The organism is Acidimicrobiales bacterium (assembly GCA_035294085.1).
GTDB lineage: Bacteria > Actinomycetota > Acidimicrobiia > Acidimicrobiales > Bog-793 > DATGLP01.
The window spans coordinates 1-17,070 of the sequence record DATGLP010000022.1; the positions used below are offsets into that span (position 1 = coordinate 1).

The following is a 17,070-nucleotide window of genomic DNA, read 5'->3' on the forward strand; positions in this document are numbered from 1 at the left end:
GTCGCCCTGCTCGTAGAGGATCGGCTCGCGCCCTTCGACCAAGATCGCGTAGCGCAGCCCCGGCTTCAGGCGGTTCCAGCCCGGGGTGAGCGTCGAGGTGATGTAGCGGACGTTCTCGTCGTACATGCACAGGATCGCCCCAAGGCCGTGGCGGCGCATCGCCTCGCGTGCCCGGCCGAGGCGGTACTCGCGCATGCGGGCCCAGTTGATGCGCTCCTGCCAGTCCATCCCGACCGTGCCGAACGAGGCCATGGCGCTCCTTTCCCGCGGGTGCGGGCAATCCTATAAAGTGCCGGATCGCCGCGACAGAGCTGGGGGTCCCGTGGGCTACCGCGTCGTCCTGACAGATCAGGTCTTCCCGAGCGTCGACACCGAGCGCGAGCTGCTGGCGACGATCGACGCCACGCTCGAGGTCGCGAGCGGCGAGCGCGCGCAGATCCTCCAGGCGGCCGCCGGCGCGGACGCCATCCTCACCACCTACTACCCGCTCGACCGCGCCTTCATCGAAGGGCTCGAACGCTGCCGGGTCATCGCCCGCTACGGCATCGGCGTCGACAACATCGACCTCGCCGCGGCGGCCGAGCGCGGGATCGTCGTCACCAACGTCCCCGACTACTGCATCGAGGAGGTCGGCGCGCACACCGTCGCCCTCGTGCTCGCGCTCTTGCGCCGCGTGCCCGCGGGCGCCGCCATCGTGGCCGCCGGCGGCTGGGGGATCGAGGGGGTGCGGCCGATCCGGCGCCTCTCGACGCTCGTCCTCGGCCTCGTCGGCACCGGACGCATCGGCCGCTGGGTGGCGGGCGCGCTCGGCCCGCTCGTCGCCGAGGTGCTCGCCTACGACCCCTTCCTGAGCGAACCGCCGCCGGGAACCCGCCTCGTCGAGCTCGACGAGCTGCTCGCGCGCTCCGACGTCGTGAGCCTCCACTGCCCGCTCACCGAGGCGACACGGGGCCTCATCGGCACGGACGAGCTCGCGCGCATGAAGCGCAGCGCCGTCCTCGTCAACACCTCCCGCGGACCGCTCGTGCAGTTCGGTGCCCTGCGCGCCGCGCTCGAGGCGGGCGAGATCGCCGGCGCCGCGCTCGACGTGTTCGAGACCGAGCCGCCGACGCTCCCCTCCCCGGCGGTGCCGAACCTGCTCGCGACGCCGCACATGGCCTTCTACTCCGAGGAGGCGCTCGCCGAGTCACAGGTGAAGGCGGCGACCCAGGTCGTGAAGGTGCTCTCCGGCGAGCCGCCCGACTACCCCGTGCGCTGACGGGCCGGACCGGCGCGCTCGCGCCGGGGTCACGGGAGCGTCCAGCCGCCGTCGACGTAGAGCGCCTGGCCGGTCACCATCGAGGCCTCGTCGCTCAGCAGGAAGGCGACCGGGCCGACGAGCTCCTCGGTCTCGAGCAGGCGCCCCATCGGGATGCGCGAGACGATCCCCGCCCGGAACGACTCGTCCTGCATGAGCGCGCGGTTCTGGTCGGTGAGCGCCGCCGTCGGGCACACCATGTTGACGCGCACGCCCCGCTTCGCCCACTCGAGGGCGAGCACCCTGCCGAGCTGGAGGACGCCGGCCTTGCTCGCCGAGTAGGCGGCCCAGTCGACGATCGCCGAGCTGGCGAAGGTCGAGCCGATGAGGACGATCGAGCCGCCGCTGCCGTCGAGCATCCGCCGGCCCGCCGCGGTGGCGGTGATGAACACCCCCGTGAGGTTGGTGTCGACGACCCGGCGGAACGTCGAGGCGCTCATCTTCTCGGCGGGCCCGACCTCGGTGATGCCGGCGTTCGCGATGGCGCCGGTGACCGGTCCGAAGGCGGCCGTGAGCTCGTCGAGCGCCGCCTCCACCGAGGCCTCGTCCGTCACGTCGGTGCGCACGGCAACAGCCTCGCCACCGGCCGCCTCCACCTCGGCGCGCACGGCCGCCATCTTCTCGACGTCGCGCGAGAGGATCCCGACGCGCGCGCCCTTCCTCGCCAGCCCGACGGCCAGGGTGCGACCGATCCCCTTGCTCGCGCCGGTGATCGCGACGACCGGCCCTCGGCCATCCCACCCGGACGACCAGCGCCCGGCCGCTTCCTCGGACGGACCAACCCCCATGGCGCCCTCCCCACGCGAGCTCGGCCGGCACGACCTGCGAGGCGGGTCCTGGCCGCCGGTCATCGTAGGAGTGGGTCGGTCGCACGGCAAGGCTGTCGCCTCGCCGCGCTCGGCTAGCGTGGCCGCGTGCACGCCGTCGTCATCTCAGGTGGACGCGTCGCCTGGGCAGAGCGGCCCGAGCCGGGCTTCGGCAGCGACGAGCTCCTCGTCGAGGTCCGCGCCGCAGGGCTCAACGGTGCGGACCTCCTCCAGGTCGCGGGCCGCTACCCGCCGCCGCCGGGCTCGCGGGCTGCCGCCGACGTCCCCGGGCTCGAGCTCGCCGGGGTCGTCGTCGCCGCCGGGTCCTCGGTGCGCCGCTTCAGCGTCGGAGACCGCGTCATGGGGCTCGCCGAGGGCGCCGCGCAGGCGGAGCTCGCCGTCCTCCACGAGCGCGTCGCGCTCCCGGTCCCCGCCGAGCTCGACCTCGAGGCGGCCGGCGGCTTCCCCGAGGTCTTCGCCACCGCCTACGACGCCCTGTTCACGCAGGCGCAGCTGGGCGCGGGCGACCGCCTCCTCGTCAACGGCGCGGCCGGCGGCGTCGGCACCGCGGCGGTGCAGCTCGGCGTGGCCACGGGTGCCAGCGTCGTGGCGAGCGTGCGCGCCGAGCACCTGCGCGAGCGCGTCGCGAGCCTCGGCGCCGAGGCGGTCGGACCGGACGGCGCGTTCTCCCGCGGCCCCTACGACGTGGTCCTCGAGCTCGTCGGCGCGGTGAACCTCCCCGGCGACCTCGATGCGCTCGCGACGGGCGGGCGCGTCGTCGTCATCGGCGTCGGTGCCGGCGCCCGCAGCGAGCTCGACCTGCGGGTGCTCATGGCGCGGCGGGGACGGATCCTCGCCTCGACGCTTCGCAGCCGGTCGCTCGAGGAGAAGGCGATCCTCGCGCGCACCCTCGAGCACCACGTCTTCCCGCTCCTCGCCGCGGGACGCGTGCGCGTCCTCGTCGAGGCGACGTACGCCTTCGGCGAGGTCGAGCGCGCCTACGAGCACTTCGCCCGCGGCAAGCTCGGCAAGATCGTCCTCGTCCGGCGCTGAGCGACCGAGCACGCGGGCGAGGCGGGTCGCGCCGCCACGCGGAGCGCGCCGGCCCGCGGCTCGCAGAGATGCCGGGCGCGCCTACCTGCCCGCGGGGCGCCAGCGGTCGAAGTAGTGCTCGATCCGCTTGAAGAGCTCGGTGAGCACGACGCCGAGGACCGACATGATGACGAGCCCGACGAAGACCTTCGTCGTGTCGTAGTTCGACGCTGCGTTGCTCATCATGTAGCCGATGCCCGCCGTCGAGGCGAGGAACTCGGCGACGATCACGCCGACGAGGCCGAGGCCGACCGACAGCCGGATGCCGGTCATGATCGACGGCACGGCCGCCGGCAGCAGGACCGTGCGGAACATGTCCCAGCGGCTCACGCCGAGGGAGCGAGCCATCTCGACCAAGGTCGGGTCGACGGTCCGCACGCCGTTCGCGGTGTTGACGAGGACCGGGAACACCGCGAGCAGGAACACGATGGCGACCGACGCCTTCACCCCGATCCCGAACCACACGATGATGATCGGGATGAGCGCGATGCGCGGCGCCGCGTACGCGAAGCTGATCAGGTAGTCGAGGGCGTAGTTCACCCGCCGGTACCAGCCGATGGCGAAGCCGATGACGACGCCCGCGACCACCGACAGCGCGAAGCCGATGGCGAAGGCGAGGCCCGTCGCCCCGATGTCGCGCCCGAAGGCGGCCGACGTCACGTAGTGGTAGCCGGCGCGCGCGACGAGCGACGGCGAGCTCGCGAAGAGCGGGTTCACCACGCCGAGGTCGGAGCACACCTGCCAGGCGGCGATGACGACCACGATGCTCGCGAGGCCGAGCAGGACGCGCTCGTGGCGACGGTAGAAGCTCGGCCGGCCGCGGGACTCGAGCGCCGAGGCGTAGCGCGGCTCGCCCTGCCCGAGGAGCTGCTCTGCGGCCATGGACCCGGCACGTGCCATCACGCGGCCCTCCCCCTCGCTCGGTCGATCCCCGACACGGACCGCCCTCCTGCCCGCTCGACTCGTCCCGCGTGCGCGCGGCGGCCCACCGTCACGGCCCCTCCTCGGTCGGGCGCCGCTGCAGGACGAGCCGGGACGGGTACCGGCGGGAGTGGTGGTAGGTGTCGGTGCCCCACTTCTCCCCGTAGATGATCTGCACGTAGTCGAGCACCTGCGAATCCGCGTTCGAGAGCTCGAGCACCAGCCGCTCGCCGGGTGAGACGACGAACGAGTACGGCAGGAGCTCGATCTCGAGCTCGTAGACCTCCCCCGGCTCGACCGGCAGCGCGCGCTCGTGGCGGTGGAACGGCCGCAGGTCGGTGCTCAGGCTCGGGTCGAGCTCGCGGTGCGAGGCGCGCAGCCACCCCGCGGCGACCCGGCGCGCGCCGCGCTGGTCGCCGTGGGCGGGAACCACGCTCAGCTTGGCGGCCACGTCGAAGTCCTGCTGGTCGCTCGAGGCGAAGAGGACCACCTTGCCGTCGCCGGTGAACTCGCAGGCCTCGCGAAACGGGCCCGAGGCGAACGTGTTCACCCGCGCGAGGTGGTCGAGCGCTCCCTCCTCGATCGTCGTCGTGCCGAGCATCCACCGCTCGTCGGGGTACGACCATGAGGTCGCGTCCGGCCCGCGCTCCGGGACCTCGTCGACGAGGCTGCCGTCGTTGAGCGACCGGAGCGCACCCGACCGCTCGCCCGACAGGAACCAGGTCACGACCTGCGCGTCCTCGGGCGGCCACGAGCGAGCCGTGCGCAGGCCCGGCCGGCCGGGGATCTTGTAGCGGACGGGCGGGAGGTCCTCCACGCCGGTCTCGACCCCCTTCAGGTAGCGCTCGTACCACGGGAGGATCTCCGCCTCGTGGAACGAGCGCGTCGAGTACAGCTGGAAGGCCTCCCGCGAGCTCATCGCATCGACGACGAGCAGCTTGCGCGGGCCAGCGACGCGGTTGAAGCCGACGACGTTGCCGCGCAGGTGCAGGCCCGCCTTCCCCCAGCAGCCGATGGACAGGACCGGGATGGTGACGCGGTCGAGCTCCCAGAAGGGCGCGCGGCGCCGCTGCCACTCGTCGTCGAAGGGGTGGGACAAGATGTTCGCGATCAGCTTGTACCGATCGCTCCCGAAGACGTCGTGGCCCTGGTCCTGGTGGCGGCTCAGGACGCTCGTGTACCAGTTCGACACGAAGTTCGTCGTCGGGATGCCGCCGTGGTACATCCAGTCGCGGTACATGTCGGTCGCGCCGTCGTAGGCGACGATCGTGGCGAGGTGCGGCGGGCACGTGCGCGCCACGTTCCACTGGCTCCAGCAGAACGCCGACTGGCCGATCATGCCGACGCGGCCCGTGCTCCACGGTTGGGTGGCCACCGTCTCGATGACGTCGTGCACGGCGAGCCCCTCCTCACGCGAGACGAGGTCCCACGCGCCCTCCGAGCGCCCCGTGCCGGGCACGTCGACAGCAACGAAGGCGTAGCCGCGCTCGAGGTACAGGTCGATCGGCCCCGTCTCGCGGAAGGGGAACGCCCAGTAGGCGGGGAGCCCGATGAGCGCCTTCTGGTACGGGGACGCCGCGAGCAGCACCGGGAACGGGCCGCTGCCCTCGGGGAGGTAGGCGTCGGCGCGCACCACCGTGCCGAAGCGCGAGGTCACCTCGAGCTCGATCGGTTCGGGGAGCCACGCCGGCCGGCGCGTTGCAGCCATCGCCTCAGCTCGCCGGCCTCACGCCCGCGGTCGGGCGCGTACGCTCCCCTGCGGCGGCCGGCGCGACGGCGCCGCGGCCGACCGGGCGGTCTCCTCCGTCGGGGTCAACCCGAAGTCGCCTCCGCTTGGAACCATCCCTCTCGCAGCACCTGCCAGATCGACTCGACGACCTCGGTGAACTCCAGGCTGTGCCGCTTGGCGGGGTTGCGGCGCAGGTCCCGGTCGACCTCGACGATCGAGCGGACGGTGCTGCGCGGACCGGGCGAGAGCACGACGACCTTGTCCGAGAGGTAGACCGCCTCGTCGATCTGGTGGGTGACGAGCACGGCGGTCTTCCTCGTCTGCTCCCAGATGCGCAGCAGCTCGTCGCCCATGTGCTCGCGCGTCTGGCGGTCGAGCGCCGAGAACGGCTCGTCGAGGAGGAGCAGCTCGGGGTCGACGGCGAGCGCGCGCGCGAGGTTGATCCGCTGCTGCATCCCGCCGGAGAGCTCGTGGGGGTACGCGTTGCGGAACGCCGCCAGGCCGACGAGCTCGAGCATCTGCGTCGTCCGCTCGTCGATCTCGTCGCGGGGCAGGCGGCGGGCCTCGAGGCCGAACGCCACGTTGCGGGCGACGCTGCGCCACGGCAGGAGCGCCGGCGACTGGAACACGACGGCGCAGGTCCTCGCGGGGCCCGTGACGCGCTCGCCGTTCCAGGTGATCGAGCCGCGGGCGTAGGGGACGAGCCCCGCGACGGCGCGCAGCAGGGTCGACTTCCCGCAGCCGGTCGGCCCGATCACGGACACGAACGATCCCCGGTCCGCGGTGAACGACACGTCCTGCACCGCCTGGTACCAGCTCTCGTGGCGCGGCACGTAGTACTCGATGCCGACGCGCTCCACGACGAGGCCGCTGCGACGCGAGGCGCCTCCCGGCTGGGCGCCGTCGTAGCGCTCCGGCGCGATCGCGCTGTCGCCGCTCTGCACGCCCGTGCTCATCGCCTCGGCGCCTCGGGAGCCGCGTCCTGGTACAGCCGTACCACCACCCGCTGGCAGCACTCTACATCGGCTCGTTCCGGACGCGGCGCGCACGACGGGTGCCCGCGGATGGCGGGCACCCGTCGCGAGGGCCGGCGCCCCGACGGTCCTGGCTCGGCCGGGCGTCCCGTCCGCCGGGATCGGCACCGGTGCGCGCCCCGTCCCTTCAGGGAGCCGGCGCGCACCGCCCGAGCCGCCTTCGAGCTCCGACGCCGCCGTTCCCGGCGCGCCGCGGGAAGTCGCTCCGACGGCCGCGCTGCTGCGCTGCCGCCCACGAGCCGGATCCGGTCACGAGCGCCTCGGCGCGCAGAGCTTCGGGCACCCGAGCTCCTTGTACGCCCGCGCTGCCATCGTCGTCGACCAGAACGAGGCGATGTCCGCTTCGCTCAGGGACTTGCCGGTGGACAGGCTCGTGAGCGCCGCGTCGTTCGCGAGCTCCGCCTTCGTCGGGACCGGGTTGAGCTGGTAGACGTGGATGATGTCGTTGTAGAGCAGCTTCGCCTGCGCCTTGGTGTAGCCGAAGAGCGACTGGATGAGCTTCTCGGTGCGCGCCGGCTGCGTGAGCACGAGCTTCACGCCCTCGAGGATCGACTTGATGAGGCCCAGCACCACCGTGCCGTGCTGGACGAGGAACGACCTCGACACGGCGAGACCCGAGTACCCACCGGTCGGCCCGGCCTGGAGCGGGGTGACGAGGATCTTGGCGCCCCGGACCTTGGACACGGCCGTGACGACGTTGTCGAAGGAGAGGAAGATCGCCTGGGCCTGGCCCGAGATGAAGGCCGTCTCCTGAGCCGTCTCCGTGCCCAGTGACAGGATGTTCACCTTCCCGAACACGCCCGCCTTCACGAGCAGCTGCTTCAACGTGACGTAGGGCGAGGACCCGACCGGAGAGGTGACGATCGTCTTGCCGGCGAGCTGCGCGACGGAGCTGATCCCGGGCGCGACGCCGAGGCCCGCGTCGTCGCGGTTCTCCACGGTCATGACGTCGACGACCGGTGCGCCGCCGAGGGCGGCACGCAGGACCGTGCCGGTGAGCGGGGTGGCCTGGAACGTGCCCGAGACGAGGCCCGGCACGATCGCTGGGACCGACACCGTGTCGAAGGTCACCTTGATGCCGTTGTCGCGGAAGTAGCCGGCGCGGTTCGCGAGGTAGAGGAAGCCCCAGTCGACCGAGGCGCCCGGCAACGCGAACGTCACCGGGAAGAGCGAGCGCGGCTTCGCCTTCTTCTTGTGGACGAGCGTCTTGTGTCCGGCCGCGCCTCGCGCCTTCGCCCGCCCGCTCGCGGCACTCGCGAGGGGCGCGAAGGTGAGGAGCGCGCCGAGCGCCGTGCACGCCGCCAGCAGCACGACGAGACCCCGGTGACCGACGCGGCGCGCGCGGCCGCGCGACACCGCCGTCCTCGGTTGCGTACTCGACGGCACGGTCATGGTGCACCACCCCCCGAGGCCACGCTCGGTGCCAACGTGGCCTGCTCTGAGCCTTCGTTAACGTGATTGTAACTCAGTCGGAATCAAAATGTCACGGATCCCTGGCAACGAGGGACGCCGACTCCGGCGGCGAGCTCCGCCGCCGCAGCTCTGGCGACGTCTCGGCGCGCGGTAGCTCACCGCATCTAGATCGTGCATGGTTCGTGACGAAAGGATGGCCTTGCCCTTCTCCTGCAGCGTAGACGTGGAGTGTGCACGGCTCCACCAGCAATCCACTGAACGGAACGAAAACCTCGGATCCCTCCAGCACGCACGACGACGCGCGCCGGCCCACGATCGCGCGACGACGCGGGTCGCCCGCGAGCTGCGCACCTCCGAGGCGGTGCCGTCGCCGGTCGCCGCGCCAGCGCGAGCGGCCGGCGCCCGCAGCGCTCATGCCGCGTAGATGTAGCGCGCCGGATCGGCCGCGTAGTCGGCGTAGGACCCTTCGCAGGAGATGCCCGGGATCCTCGGTACCCACTCGAGCGCCAGGAGCTCGTCGGGGTCGCCGTGCGCTGCCGCGAGCTCGCGCACCCGTGGGTCGTCGAGGGCGGTGATGTGGCCGTCTCGCACGAGCGTGACGTCCCGCCCCTTCGCCGTCGTGAGCACCATCGTCGGGAAGAGCAGGTGGACGTGCAGGTGACCGTAGGGGACCTGGTTCGCCGCGGCCCACTGCTCCGTCTCGGAGCGCCAGGCCGTCCCGACGCCGACGTGGATCACGCCGGCGCGTCGCCGCTCCCACTCGAAGCCGCCGGACGAGCGCATCTTCACGTTCGACGGGCGGCAGATCTTCGGGTTCGTCCCGAGCGCGACCTCGAGCGGCCAGAACATCCCCGGCCTCGGGTAGCCGGGGTAGAGGATCGACCGGGTCTCCTCGAGCAGCGCCCGCCACCCGTCGCCGTAGGCGCCGCCGCCGCGGATCTCCTGGACGACCCCGCCCTCGACCTCGAGCTCGATGCGCGGGAAGGCGCGCTCGAAGTGGCTCGTCGTCCCGGCGATGACGCCGCGGGTGTCGTGGGACTCGAGGAACGGCGGCAGCGGGTGGAGGTGGAGGTGGCCGAGGACGGGATCGGGAACGCCGAACTTGGAGTGCCGGCCGTCGAAGTACCCCGGCAGGAGCGAGTACCTGAGGTCGGTCCCCTCGGGGTCGGTGAGGTGGATGCTGCCCCCTGGCCCGTCCTCGAGGAGGCGTTCCCAGACGAGGTTGTTGACGAGCAGGTGGACGTCGTTCGGGAAGGTCGACGCGCGCGAGAGGAAGTGCTCCCTGCCGAGCCAGGGGAAGTGCTCGTAGCGGTAGGCCGTCCGGGGGATGGGCCCGCCCTTGCCGTGGATCAGGAGGTCGTAGCCCTCGCGCTCCGCGAGGCGCTCGATGCGCGGCAGGCCCTCCCAGCGCCTCGGGTCGTCGAGCCAGTGCCCCCGGCGGATGCTGACGCGGATCTCGTCGCACGGCTCGAACTCCCGGTCCGGCTCCGCCGTCGTCTGCACCACGTCCACGAAGGCGCCGGCCTCGCGAAGCGCCGTGGCCATGGCCCCCACCACCTCGAGGTCGAACTCCGTGTCGACGGCGAGCAGGATGCGGTCCCCGCGCCGCACCGGTCCGTAGCCGATGAACCCCACGGAGACGGACCGGCGCCCCTCGTGGCGGACGAGGTAGCGGGCGACGCCAAGCAGGTCGCTCGTCTCGAGGAACGTCGCCCGCTCGCCTCGAGCGACCGTCGTGGTGGCCGTCGCCTGCGCTGGGTTCGCGGTCTCCTCACACACCGTCATCGCCTCCCCCGCCGGCCGCCCGGCGACGGCCCAGCGCCACTCCTCCGGGATCCGCCCGGCCTGCTCCCGGCGCGATCCGAGGGCTCACTCGATCTCGCCGACGATCTCGCGGTACTCGGCGAAGATCCTCGGGTCCTCGTCCTCGTACTCGATGGCGGTCCCCCCAGCCTTGATGCTCGTGCGGGTCGGCACGATGTCCCGATCGGCGCCGATGCGCAGCCCGGCGGCGAAGCCGACGGGATGGTCGGTACTGCCGTAGCGGATGGCGATCTGGCGCGCCGGCTCGGAACCGGTGTTGAAGTGCTGGTGGAACCACTGGTCCGGGGGACAGAACGCCGAGCCGACCTGCCACTTGACGCGCACGACCTTGTCCTGGTGGCCCGACTCGAAGGGACGGAGCCCCACCTGGCTCGGCCACATGAGGGTGTAGCCCTCCGAGCGCACGATGAGGAGCACGGCGCCGGCGCTGTGGTAGTGCGCCTTCTGGCGGTGCCGAGGCGGCCACTCGGCGAGGTGCCCGGCGAGGACGTTCTCCGCCATCTCGAATGCCGTGATCCGCACGCCGGACCCCCGGCGCTCGTCCGTGTCGATCGGGACCTCGACGACGTCCTTGATGACGTTGGAGCGCATCGCACGCACGCCGGAGGCGGCGACGAGGCGCTCGTGCCGGGCGCTGAAGCCGCTCGAGGGCGCGAAGCGGGAGGAGAAGTGGTAGTCGTTCTCGAAGACGAAGCGGCGATCGTGGAACAGGTCGAGCACCATCGGCGCGGTCGTCACGCTCGTGAAGATCGCCGGGCGCGGCCCGGTGTTCCGCAGCGTGTACCAGCAGTTGAGCGGCGTGGAGAAGAGGCTGTAGCGCTGCCACGAGAAGCGATCGCGCTCAGCCGGACCGGCGCCCGGCGCCCAGACCTCCGCTTCGCCCTCGCCCTCGAAGACCAGGATCACCTGCTCGTAGAGGTGCCGCAGGGGACGCGTCTCCTCCCCGGGGCCGAGCTCGGCGACGAACATGCCCGTGAAGGCCTCCATGCCGTAGAGCTGGATGAAGGCCGCCTTGCAGCCGAGGAGGGCCCAGTGCGACCGCTCGATCCTCCGCACGTCCTCCACGCCGAAGCCGTAGACGATGGGGATTTCCTGGTCCGCCATCCACCGTTCGTACTCCGTCACGGGCTTGACCGTGGTGCCGGGGCTCGTCGAGTGCGCCGCTGCGGTCATGCCGAACCTCCTTCCGAAAAGCGCGTGGCGCGCGAGCGGCACGCGAGCCGCAGCGTCGCGCGTCGCCGAGCGAGGCGCACGGACGCCGTCCCCCGCGCGGGTCGATCCCTCGTCGACAGATAGCGCTGAGGGCGCGTGCTGTACAGGACGCCGTGTCGCCCATTGGACCTGGCGTCGCGTTTCGACCAGCGGATCTCCGCGGACGAGCTCGGCGGGTGCGTGTGCTGCAATGGCGGTGAGCCAGGCCGCGGGCGCGTCGAGCGCCGCCGCGGCGACCCGAGGACAGCCCGGAGGGAACATGGACGAGCAGGGACGACGCGTCCGACGCTTCGAGGCGCCGCCGACCATCCGGTCGCTCTTCATGCTCGAGACCTGCGCGTCGATGATCTCGGACCGCAAGAGGCCGAGCTTCGGCAACCAGGTCGAGATCTCCATGCGCCGTCAGGGCGAGACGGCCTGGCGCGCCCGGTTCCTCGCCAGCGACAACCCGACCGGCATCGACGCGGTCGCCCGGCGCGAGGCCGACCTCGCGATCATCAACCCCTCCGTGGTGCTCACCCTCGCCTACCGCGGCACGAGCGCCTACCGCCGCCCCCTCCCGCTGCGGGCGATCACCGTGCTGCCCCAGCGCGACTTCGTACTCCTCGCCGTGAAGGCCGGCACCGGCCTCACCTACCTGGAGGAGCTCGCGGAGGAGCGGGTCCCGCTGCGGCTGTCGCTGCGGGGCCAGGAGCCAAACCACTCCATCCACCTCGTGCTCGCCGACATCCTCGCCGCTGCAGGGTGCCCGCTCCATCGCCTCGAGAGCTGGGGCGGGCGCGTCTGCTACGACCCCGGCCTCGGCGACGCGCCGGGCCGCCTGGGCGGGGTGGTCGCCGGCGAGCGCGACGCCATCTTCGACGAGGCCTTCCCGGTCTGGGCGGGGCCGGCGCTCGAGGCAGGGATGACCTTCCTCTCGCTGCGCGAGGAGACGATCGCCAAGCTCACCGCCCTCGGGTACCGTCACGCCACGATCACGCCGGAGCTGTGCCCGGGCCTCGTGGGCGAGGTGCAGGCCATCGACTTCAGCGGGTGGGCGGTCTTCTGCCACGCCGAGGCGAGCGAGGAGCTCGTCGAACGGCTCTGTGTCGCCATCGTCGACCGCTTCGACCGCATCCCGTGGGACGGTCCCGGTCCCCTGCCGCTCGAGCGGATGTGCGGGACCTTCCCCGAGGCGCCCCTCGACGTCCCGCTCCACCCGGTCGCGGAGCGCTTCTGGCGCGAGCGCGGCTACCTGTAGCAAGGGGGGTCCGAGCTCACTCCCCCGCCTCGCGCGCCCGCGCGAGGTCTGGGTGCGGCTCGGCGAAGTCGATCCGGTCGGCGAGCACCTGTGCGTGGCTCGTGATGACCTGGTCGGACGCCTCCACCTGCAGGATCTCGAGCACCTCGTCCCCGACGCGCTCGAACCAGTACGGGAAGCCCCTCGGGACGAGCACGCCCTCGTTGGGCCCGAGCTCCGCGACGACCTCGTCACCGGTCGTGTAGAAGCGCGCCCGGCCGCTCAGCACGAACCAGAAGCCGTCCAGGTGGCGGTGCGCGTGGAGGTTCGTCTCGCCCCCCGACCCGACGCTCTGCACCGCCGCCACGAGCAGGTCGGAGCGGCAGAGCCGGTCGACGCGCTTGCGCGTCGTGAGCGGCTGGCGCTCGAAGCGGAAGACCGTCGCCTGCGGCTCGGGCGCGTCGCTCGCCGGGGGGGTCATCGGGCCGAGGCGGTGGACAGCGCCGGCGCCGGCGGGCGAACGTCTCGGGCCTCCCGGACCTGACGCAGCAGGGAGAGGGAGGGCGTGCCCGTCGAGGCCAGGCGTGCCGAGATCCCCTGGGCGGTCCGCCGTACGTGGTCGGCCAGGCGGTCGAGGTCGAAGCGCGGCGCCGAGGGTCCGGTGACCGAGATCGCCAGCGCCGTGGCCCTCGACGGGTCGACGACGGGCGCCGCGACGCAGTGGATCCCGAGGTGGAACTCGCCCCGGTCGAAGGCGACGCCGCTGCGGCGCACCTCGTCGATCTCGGCGACGAGGCGCCGCTCGTCGGTGATCGTGTAGCGCGTGTAGCGGCGGAGCCCGGCCTCGATCGTGGCGCGCAGCACCTCAGGCGGCGAGGCCGCGAGCAGCGCCTTGCCGAGCGCCGTGCAGTAGAGGGGGCGTCTCCCGCCGATGCGGGTGGCTGCGATGTTCGTGTTGCCGCACAGCTTGTCGAGGTAGAGGACCTCCGTGCCGGCGCGCATCGCGAGGTGGACGGTCTCGTGGGTGATCTCGAAGAGGTTGCGCTCGAAGCGCTGGGTGAGGTCGCGCAGGCGGACGGCCTCCGGCACGCCCGCCCCGAGCTCGAAGAGACGGATGCCGGGGCGGTAGTTGCGCCCGTCGCGAGAGACGACGCCGATCGCGCAGAGCTGCGACAGGAGCCGGTAGGCCGTGGGCTTGGCGAGGTTCGACCGCTCCGCGAGCGCCGCGAGCGAGAGGCTCGCGCCGTCGGACCCGAACGCCTCCAGCAGCCGGAACGCCCGGTCGAGCACCGAGCTGCCGCTCTCGCGCTTTGAGCACCGCATGCTCACCCCCGGTCCCGATGGCCGCCCGCCAACCCCCACGGGTGCGGCTCATTTCTGATGTGCGGGAATTATATCTCAAAAAATGGGATTGTATAGGCCGTCACGCGCCGGGCCGCCAGGCGCGGCGCGTCACGCGAGCAGGGCGAGGGGGTTGCCCGACACCGCGGCGAGACGCGGCGCCGTCTCGCCACGAGCGTCACGGTCGCGCCCGAGCGTCGGCGAGCGCCGCGCGCCTCGTCCCGCGCTCCGGTCGGATCCGCCGACTCGGCGGCCGCGCGACGCACGCCGCGCGCCGGCGCCGAGGACGGAACGGAGGCCGCCTCGGGGCTCAGGCCCCCGCCGGGGAGGCCTGGGCTGCTGCGAGGCTCGCGGCGATGTCGATGATCTGGTCCTCCTGGCCACCGACGAGCCGGGCCGCGCCGCAGCGCAGGATGATCTCCGCGCCGGAGACGCCGTAGCGATCGGCGGCGTCGTAGGCGTGGCGCAGGAAGCTCGAGTAGACCCCGGCGTAGCCCATGAGGAGCGCGAGGCGCGACAGGCGCGGCTCCTCGCGCATGACCGGGAGCACGACGTCCTCGGCGACGTCGAACATCGCGAGGGCGCTGACGCCCGTTCGTATCCCGAGCTTGTCGCAGACCGCGACGAGCGCCTCCGTCGGGGTGTTGCCGGCTCCGGCCCCGAAGCGCCGGGTGCAGCCGTCGACCTGGCTCGCACCCGCCGAGATGGCGATGATGGTGTTCGCGACGCCGAGGTCGAGGTTCTCGTGGCCGTGGAAGCCGACGGTCGCGTCGGCGCCGAGCTCGGCGCGCAGCGCCTCGATGCGCTCGGCGACCTCGTCGAGCACGAGCGCGCCGGCCGAGTCCGTCACGTAGACGCACTGGCACCCGGCGTCGGCCATGATGCGGGCCTGCCGGGCGAGGACCTCGGGCGGCTGGCTGTGCGCCATCATGAGGAACCCCACGGTCTCGAGCCCGAGGTCGCGCGCCAGCCCGAAGTGCTGGATCGCGATGTCGGCCTCCGTGCAGTGCGTGGCGACGCGCAGCACGCTCGCCCCGAGGTCGGCGACCGCCTCGATGTCCTCCCTCGTCCCCACCCCGGGCAGGAGGAGGCAGGCGATCTTCGCCCGCTTGGCGCTCTCCACGGCGGCCTTCACGAGGACGCGCTCGTCGACGGCCGAGAACCCGTAGGTGAACGACGACCCGCCGAGCCCGTCCCCGTGGGAGACCTCGATGACGGGGACGCCGGCGCCGTCGAGGGCCGAGACGATCCGCCGCACCTCGTCGACCGTGAAGCGATGGCGCACGTGGTGCGAGCCGTCGCGCAGGCTCGAGTCCGTGATGCGGACGTCGATCTCGCTCGAGTAGGGCGCTGCGACGCGTGCGGGCATCACGCCGCTCCCACGAGGTGCGACGCGAGCTCCTCCCCGACGCGCGTCGCGGCCGCCGTCATGATGTCGAGGTTGCCCGCGTACGGCGGGAGGTAGTCGCCGTTCCCCTCGACCTCGATGAGGATCGCGACACGGTCCTCGGTGAACTGCGGCTCCTGGCGCAGACGGTAGCCCGGCACGTAGCCCTGGACCTCGGCGACCATCGCCGCGATCGACTCGGCGATCTTGGCGCGGTCGGCCCCCTCGGGGAGCGAGCAGAAGATCGTGTCGCGCATGATGAGCGGCGGCTCGGCCGGGTTGAGGATGATGATCGCCTTGCCGCGCCGGGCGCCGCCGATCTCGGAGATCGCCTGGGCGGTCGTCTGCGTGAACTCGTCGATGTTGGCTCGCGTCCCCGGTCCCGCGGAGCGGGACGCCACCGTCGCGACGATCTCCGCGTACTCGACCTCGGTGACGCGCGCGACGGCGTGCACCATGGGCACAGTCGCCTGGCCGCCGCACGTCACCATGTTGATGTTCCACTTGTCGAGGTGCTCGGTCAGGTTGACCGGCGGGATGACGTAGGGGCCGCAGGCTGCCGGCGTGAGGTCGATGGCGCGGATCCCGGCCTCCTCGTAGCGCGGCGCGTTGGCGGCGTGGATGCGCGCGGACGTCGCCTCGAACACGATGGCGGGCAGCTCGGCGCGCGACAGGAGCCAGTCCACCCCCTCGTGCGAGGCCTCCAGGCCGTACGAGCGCGCACGCGCGAGGCCGTCGCTCGCCGGGTCAACGCCGACGACGTAGCGCAGCTCGAGCTGCCGCGAGCGCCGCAGCTTCTCCATCAGGTCGGTGCCGATGTTGCCCGATCCAACGATCGCGCAGGTCGGTCTCGTCATCGCACGTGCACTCCTCGTCGAGCAGGTACGTCGAGTGGTCGATCGGGTACGTCGGGTCGGTCACTCGAAGGCAACCGCCACCTCCCCGAGCGAGCCGAAGCGGGCGACGATGCGGTCGCCGGCAGCGACGGCCACCGCGCTCGTGCACGATCCCGGCATCACGACCTCGCCAGCACCGAGGACGGCGCCGAGCTCCCCGAGCTTGTTCGCCAGCCACGCGACCGCCTGCGCGGGGTCGCCGAGCACGGCGCTCGTCGAGCCCTTCGCGACGAGCTCCCCGTTCTTGTAGAGCTCGACGTCGAGCGCCGTGAGGTCGAGCTCACCGAGCTCGGTGCGCGTCCGGCCGAGAACGAAGGCCGCCGACGAGGCGTTGTCCGCGATCGTGTCGCTCAGCGTGATCCGCCAGTTCTCGATGCGCGAGTCGATGAGCTCGAGCGCCGGGACGACGAAGCGCGTCGCGGCGCGCACGTCGCCGACCGTCACCCCGGGGCCCTTGAGCGGAGCGGCCAGCACGAAGGCGACCTCCGGCTCGACCCGAGGCTGCAGGAAGCGCTGCGCGCTCACCGACGCAGCGTCGTCGAGCGCCATGTCGTCGAGGAGGACCCCGAAGTCCGGCTCGAAGACGCCGAGCATCTCCTGCATCGCCTTCGCGGTGAGGCCGACCTTGTGGCCGACCACCCGACCTCCGGCAGCACGTCGCGCCTCGATGTTCAGCTGCTGCACGGCGTACGCGTCCTCGACGCCGAACGCCCCGTACGTCTCGGTCAGCGGAGGCACGGGCCGGCGATCTCGCTCGGCGACGGCGAGATCCTCGGCAGCACGTGCTCGTGTCGCGTGGTCCACGAGGCGATCGTACCGACGGGTCTCGCGAGCGCCAACCGTGCCGTTCCGGCGAGTGGAGTGTTGCGTGCGCCCGCGGCTCCTGGACGTCGCGCGGC

General features: G+C 72.4%; 16 protein-coding genes. 3 read left to right on the forward strand and 13 right to left on the reverse strand.

What is annotated here, in order from left to right; all coding sequences use genetic code 11:
• Positions 1-252: aminopeptidase P family N-terminal domain-containing protein (locus VKV23_07285; protein HLI15836.1), on the reverse strand; the 252-nt coding region annotated here is incomplete at its 3' end.
• Positions 253-322: 70 nt separating this feature from the next.
• Between VKV23_07285 and VKV23_07290 the strand changes: the two genes are divergently transcribed.
• The gene (locus VKV23_07290) at positions 323-1,258 is read left to right on the forward strand and encodes a C-terminal binding protein (protein ID HLI15837.1); all 936 of its coding nucleotides are present in this window, start codon (positions 323-325) and stop codon (positions 1,256-1,258) included.
• A 29-nt stretch (positions 1,259-1,287) separates the two neighbouring features.
• Here the strand turns inward: VKV23_07290 and VKV23_07295 are convergent, their stop codons facing one another.
• Entirely contained in the window at positions 1,288-2,085 is a 798-nt protein-coding gene (locus tag VKV23_07295) for an SDR family NAD(P)-dependent oxidoreductase (GenBank protein ID HLI15838.1), read from the reverse strand.
• A 126-nt stretch (positions 2,086-2,211) separates the two neighbouring features.
• Here VKV23_07295 and VKV23_07300 point away from each other — a divergent pair, with 126 nt between their 5' ends.
• Entirely contained in the window at positions 2,212-3,156 is a 945-nt protein-coding gene (locus VKV23_07300) for a zinc-binding dehydrogenase (protein ID HLI15839.1), read from the forward strand.
• Between the two features lie 81 nt (positions 3,157-3,237).
• Here the strand turns inward: VKV23_07300 and VKV23_07305 are convergent, their stop codons facing one another.
• From VKV23_07305 to VKV23_07330, 6 genes are all read right to left on the reverse strand, one after another.
• Positions 3,238-4,095 (reverse strand): ABC transporter permease, encoded by an 858-nt coding sequence (locus VKV23_07305; protein HLI15840.1) that lies wholly within the window; start codon positions 4,093-4,095, stop codon positions 3,238-3,240.
• A gap of 91 nt (positions 4,096-4,186) precedes the next feature.
• Complete coding sequence (locus VKV23_07310; GenBank protein HLI15841.1) at positions 4,187-5,824, reverse strand: CocE/NonD family hydrolase; 1,638 nt, start codon at positions 5,822-5,824, stop codon at positions 4,187-4,189.
• A 104-nt stretch (positions 5,825-5,928) separates the two neighbouring features.
• Entirely contained in the window at positions 5,929-6,801 is an 873-nt protein-coding gene (locus tag VKV23_07315) for an ABC transporter ATP-binding protein (GenBank protein HLI15842.1), read from the reverse strand.
• A 327-nt stretch (positions 6,802-7,128) separates the two neighbouring features.
• Positions 7,129-8,235, reverse strand: coding sequence for an ABC transporter substrate-binding protein (locus tag VKV23_07320; protein ID HLI15843.1), 1,107 nt, complete (start codon positions 8,233-8,235; stop codon positions 7,129-7,131).
• 468 nt (positions 8,236-8,703) lie between these two features.
• Complete coding sequence (locus tag VKV23_07325) at positions 8,704-10,077, reverse strand: hypothetical protein (GenBank protein ID HLI15844.1); 1,374 nt, start codon at positions 10,075-10,077, stop codon at positions 8,704-8,706.
• Between the two features lie 84 nt (positions 10,078-10,161).
• Positions 10,162-11,289: a hypothetical protein gene (locus VKV23_07330; protein HLI15845.1), complete on the reverse strand. Its 1,128-nt coding sequence runs from the start codon at positions 11,287-11,289 to the stop codon at positions 10,162-10,164.
• Positions 11,290-11,518: 229 nt separating this feature from the next.
• On the opposite strand from VKV23_07330, the gene VKV23_07335 reads away from it, so the two are divergent.
• Positions 11,519-12,568, forward strand: coding sequence for a hypothetical protein (locus VKV23_07335; protein HLI15846.1), 1,050 nt, complete (start codon positions 11,519-11,521; stop codon positions 12,566-12,568).
• 16 nt (positions 12,569-12,584) lie between these two features.
• Here VKV23_07335 and VKV23_07340 read toward each other — a convergent pair whose 3' ends face one another.
• The 5 genes from VKV23_07340 to VKV23_07360 form a co-directional block, all read right to left on the reverse strand.
• Positions 12,585-13,028 carry a cupin domain-containing protein gene (locus VKV23_07340; GenBank protein HLI15847.1) on the reverse strand — a complete coding sequence of 148 codons (444 nt, stop codon included), beginning with the start codon at positions 13,026-13,028 and terminating at the stop codon, positions 12,585-12,587.
• Positions 13,025-13,870, reverse strand: a complete 846-nt coding sequence (locus tag VKV23_07345; protein HLI15848.1) for an IclR family transcriptional regulator — start codon at positions 13,868-13,870, stop codon at positions 13,025-13,027. Before VKV23_07345 ends, VKV23_07340 begins: the two co-directional genes overlap by 4 nt.
• Before the next feature lie 328 nt (positions 13,871-14,198).
• Positions 14,199-15,257, reverse strand: coding sequence for a 4-hydroxy-2-oxovalerate aldolase (gene dmpG, locus VKV23_07350; protein ID HLI15849.1), 1,059 nt, complete (start codon positions 15,255-15,257; stop codon positions 14,199-14,201).
• Positions 15,257-16,132 carry an acetaldehyde dehydrogenase (acetylating) gene (locus tag VKV23_07355; protein HLI15850.1) on the reverse strand — a complete coding sequence of 292 codons (876 nt, stop codon included), beginning with the start codon at positions 16,130-16,132 and terminating at the stop codon, positions 15,257-15,259. Before VKV23_07355 ends, dmpG begins: the two co-directional genes overlap by 1 nt.
• A 60-nt stretch (positions 16,133-16,192) precedes the next feature.
• Positions 16,193-16,975: a 2-keto-4-pentenoate hydratase gene (locus tag VKV23_07360; protein ID HLI15851.1), complete on the reverse strand. Its 783-nt coding sequence runs from the start codon at positions 16,973-16,975 to the stop codon at positions 16,193-16,195.
• Between the last annotated feature and the right edge of the window lie 95 nt (positions 16,976-17,070).

What these genes read in the sequence shown, in the direction of transcription:
- VKV23_07295 (HLI15838.1), bottom strand. Translation starts at nt 2,085, where the DNA reads ATGGGGGTTGGTCCGTCCGAGGAAGCGGCCGGGCGCTGGTCGTCCGGG.
- VKV23_07305 (HLI15840.1), bottom strand. Translation starts at nt 4,095, where the DNA reads ATGGCACGTGCCGGGTCCATGGCCGCAGAGCAGCTCCTCGGGCAGGGC.
- VKV23_07310 (HLI15841.1), bottom strand. Translation starts at nt 5,824, where the DNA reads ATGGCTGCAACGCGCCGGCCGGCGTGGCTCCCCGAACCGATCGAGCTC.
- VKV23_07315 (HLI15842.1), bottom strand. Translation starts at nt 6,801, where the DNA reads ATGAGCACGGGCGTGCAGAGCGGCGACAGCGCGATCGCGCCGGAGCGC.
- VKV23_07325 (HLI15844.1), bottom strand. Translation starts at nt 10,077, where the DNA reads ATGACGGTGTGTGAGGAGACCGCGAACCCAGCGCAGGCGACGGCCACC.
- VKV23_07330 (HLI15845.1), bottom strand. Translation starts at nt 11,289, where the DNA reads ATGACCGCAGCGGCGCACTCGACGAGCCCCGGCACCACGGTCAAGCCC.
- VKV23_07335 (HLI15846.1), top strand. Translation starts at nt 11,519, where the DNA reads ATGGCGGTGAGCCAGGCCGCGGGCGCGTCGAGCGCCGCCGCGGCGACC.
- VKV23_07340 (HLI15847.1), bottom strand. Translation starts at nt 13,028, where the DNA reads ATGACCCCCCCGGCGAGCGACGCGCCCGAGCCGCAGGCGACGGTCTTC.
- VKV23_07345 (HLI15848.1), bottom strand. Translation starts at nt 13,870, where the DNA reads ATGCGGTGCTCAAAGCGCGAGAGCGGCAGCTCGGTGCTCGACCGGGCG.
- dmpG (HLI15849.1), bottom strand. Translation starts at nt 15,257, where the DNA reads ATGCCCGCACGCGTCGCAGCGCCCTACTCGAGCGAGATCGACGTCCGC.
- VKV23_07355 (HLI15850.1), bottom strand. Translation starts at nt 16,132, where the DNA reads ATGACGAGACCGACCTGCGCGATCGTTGGATCGGGCAACATCGGCACC.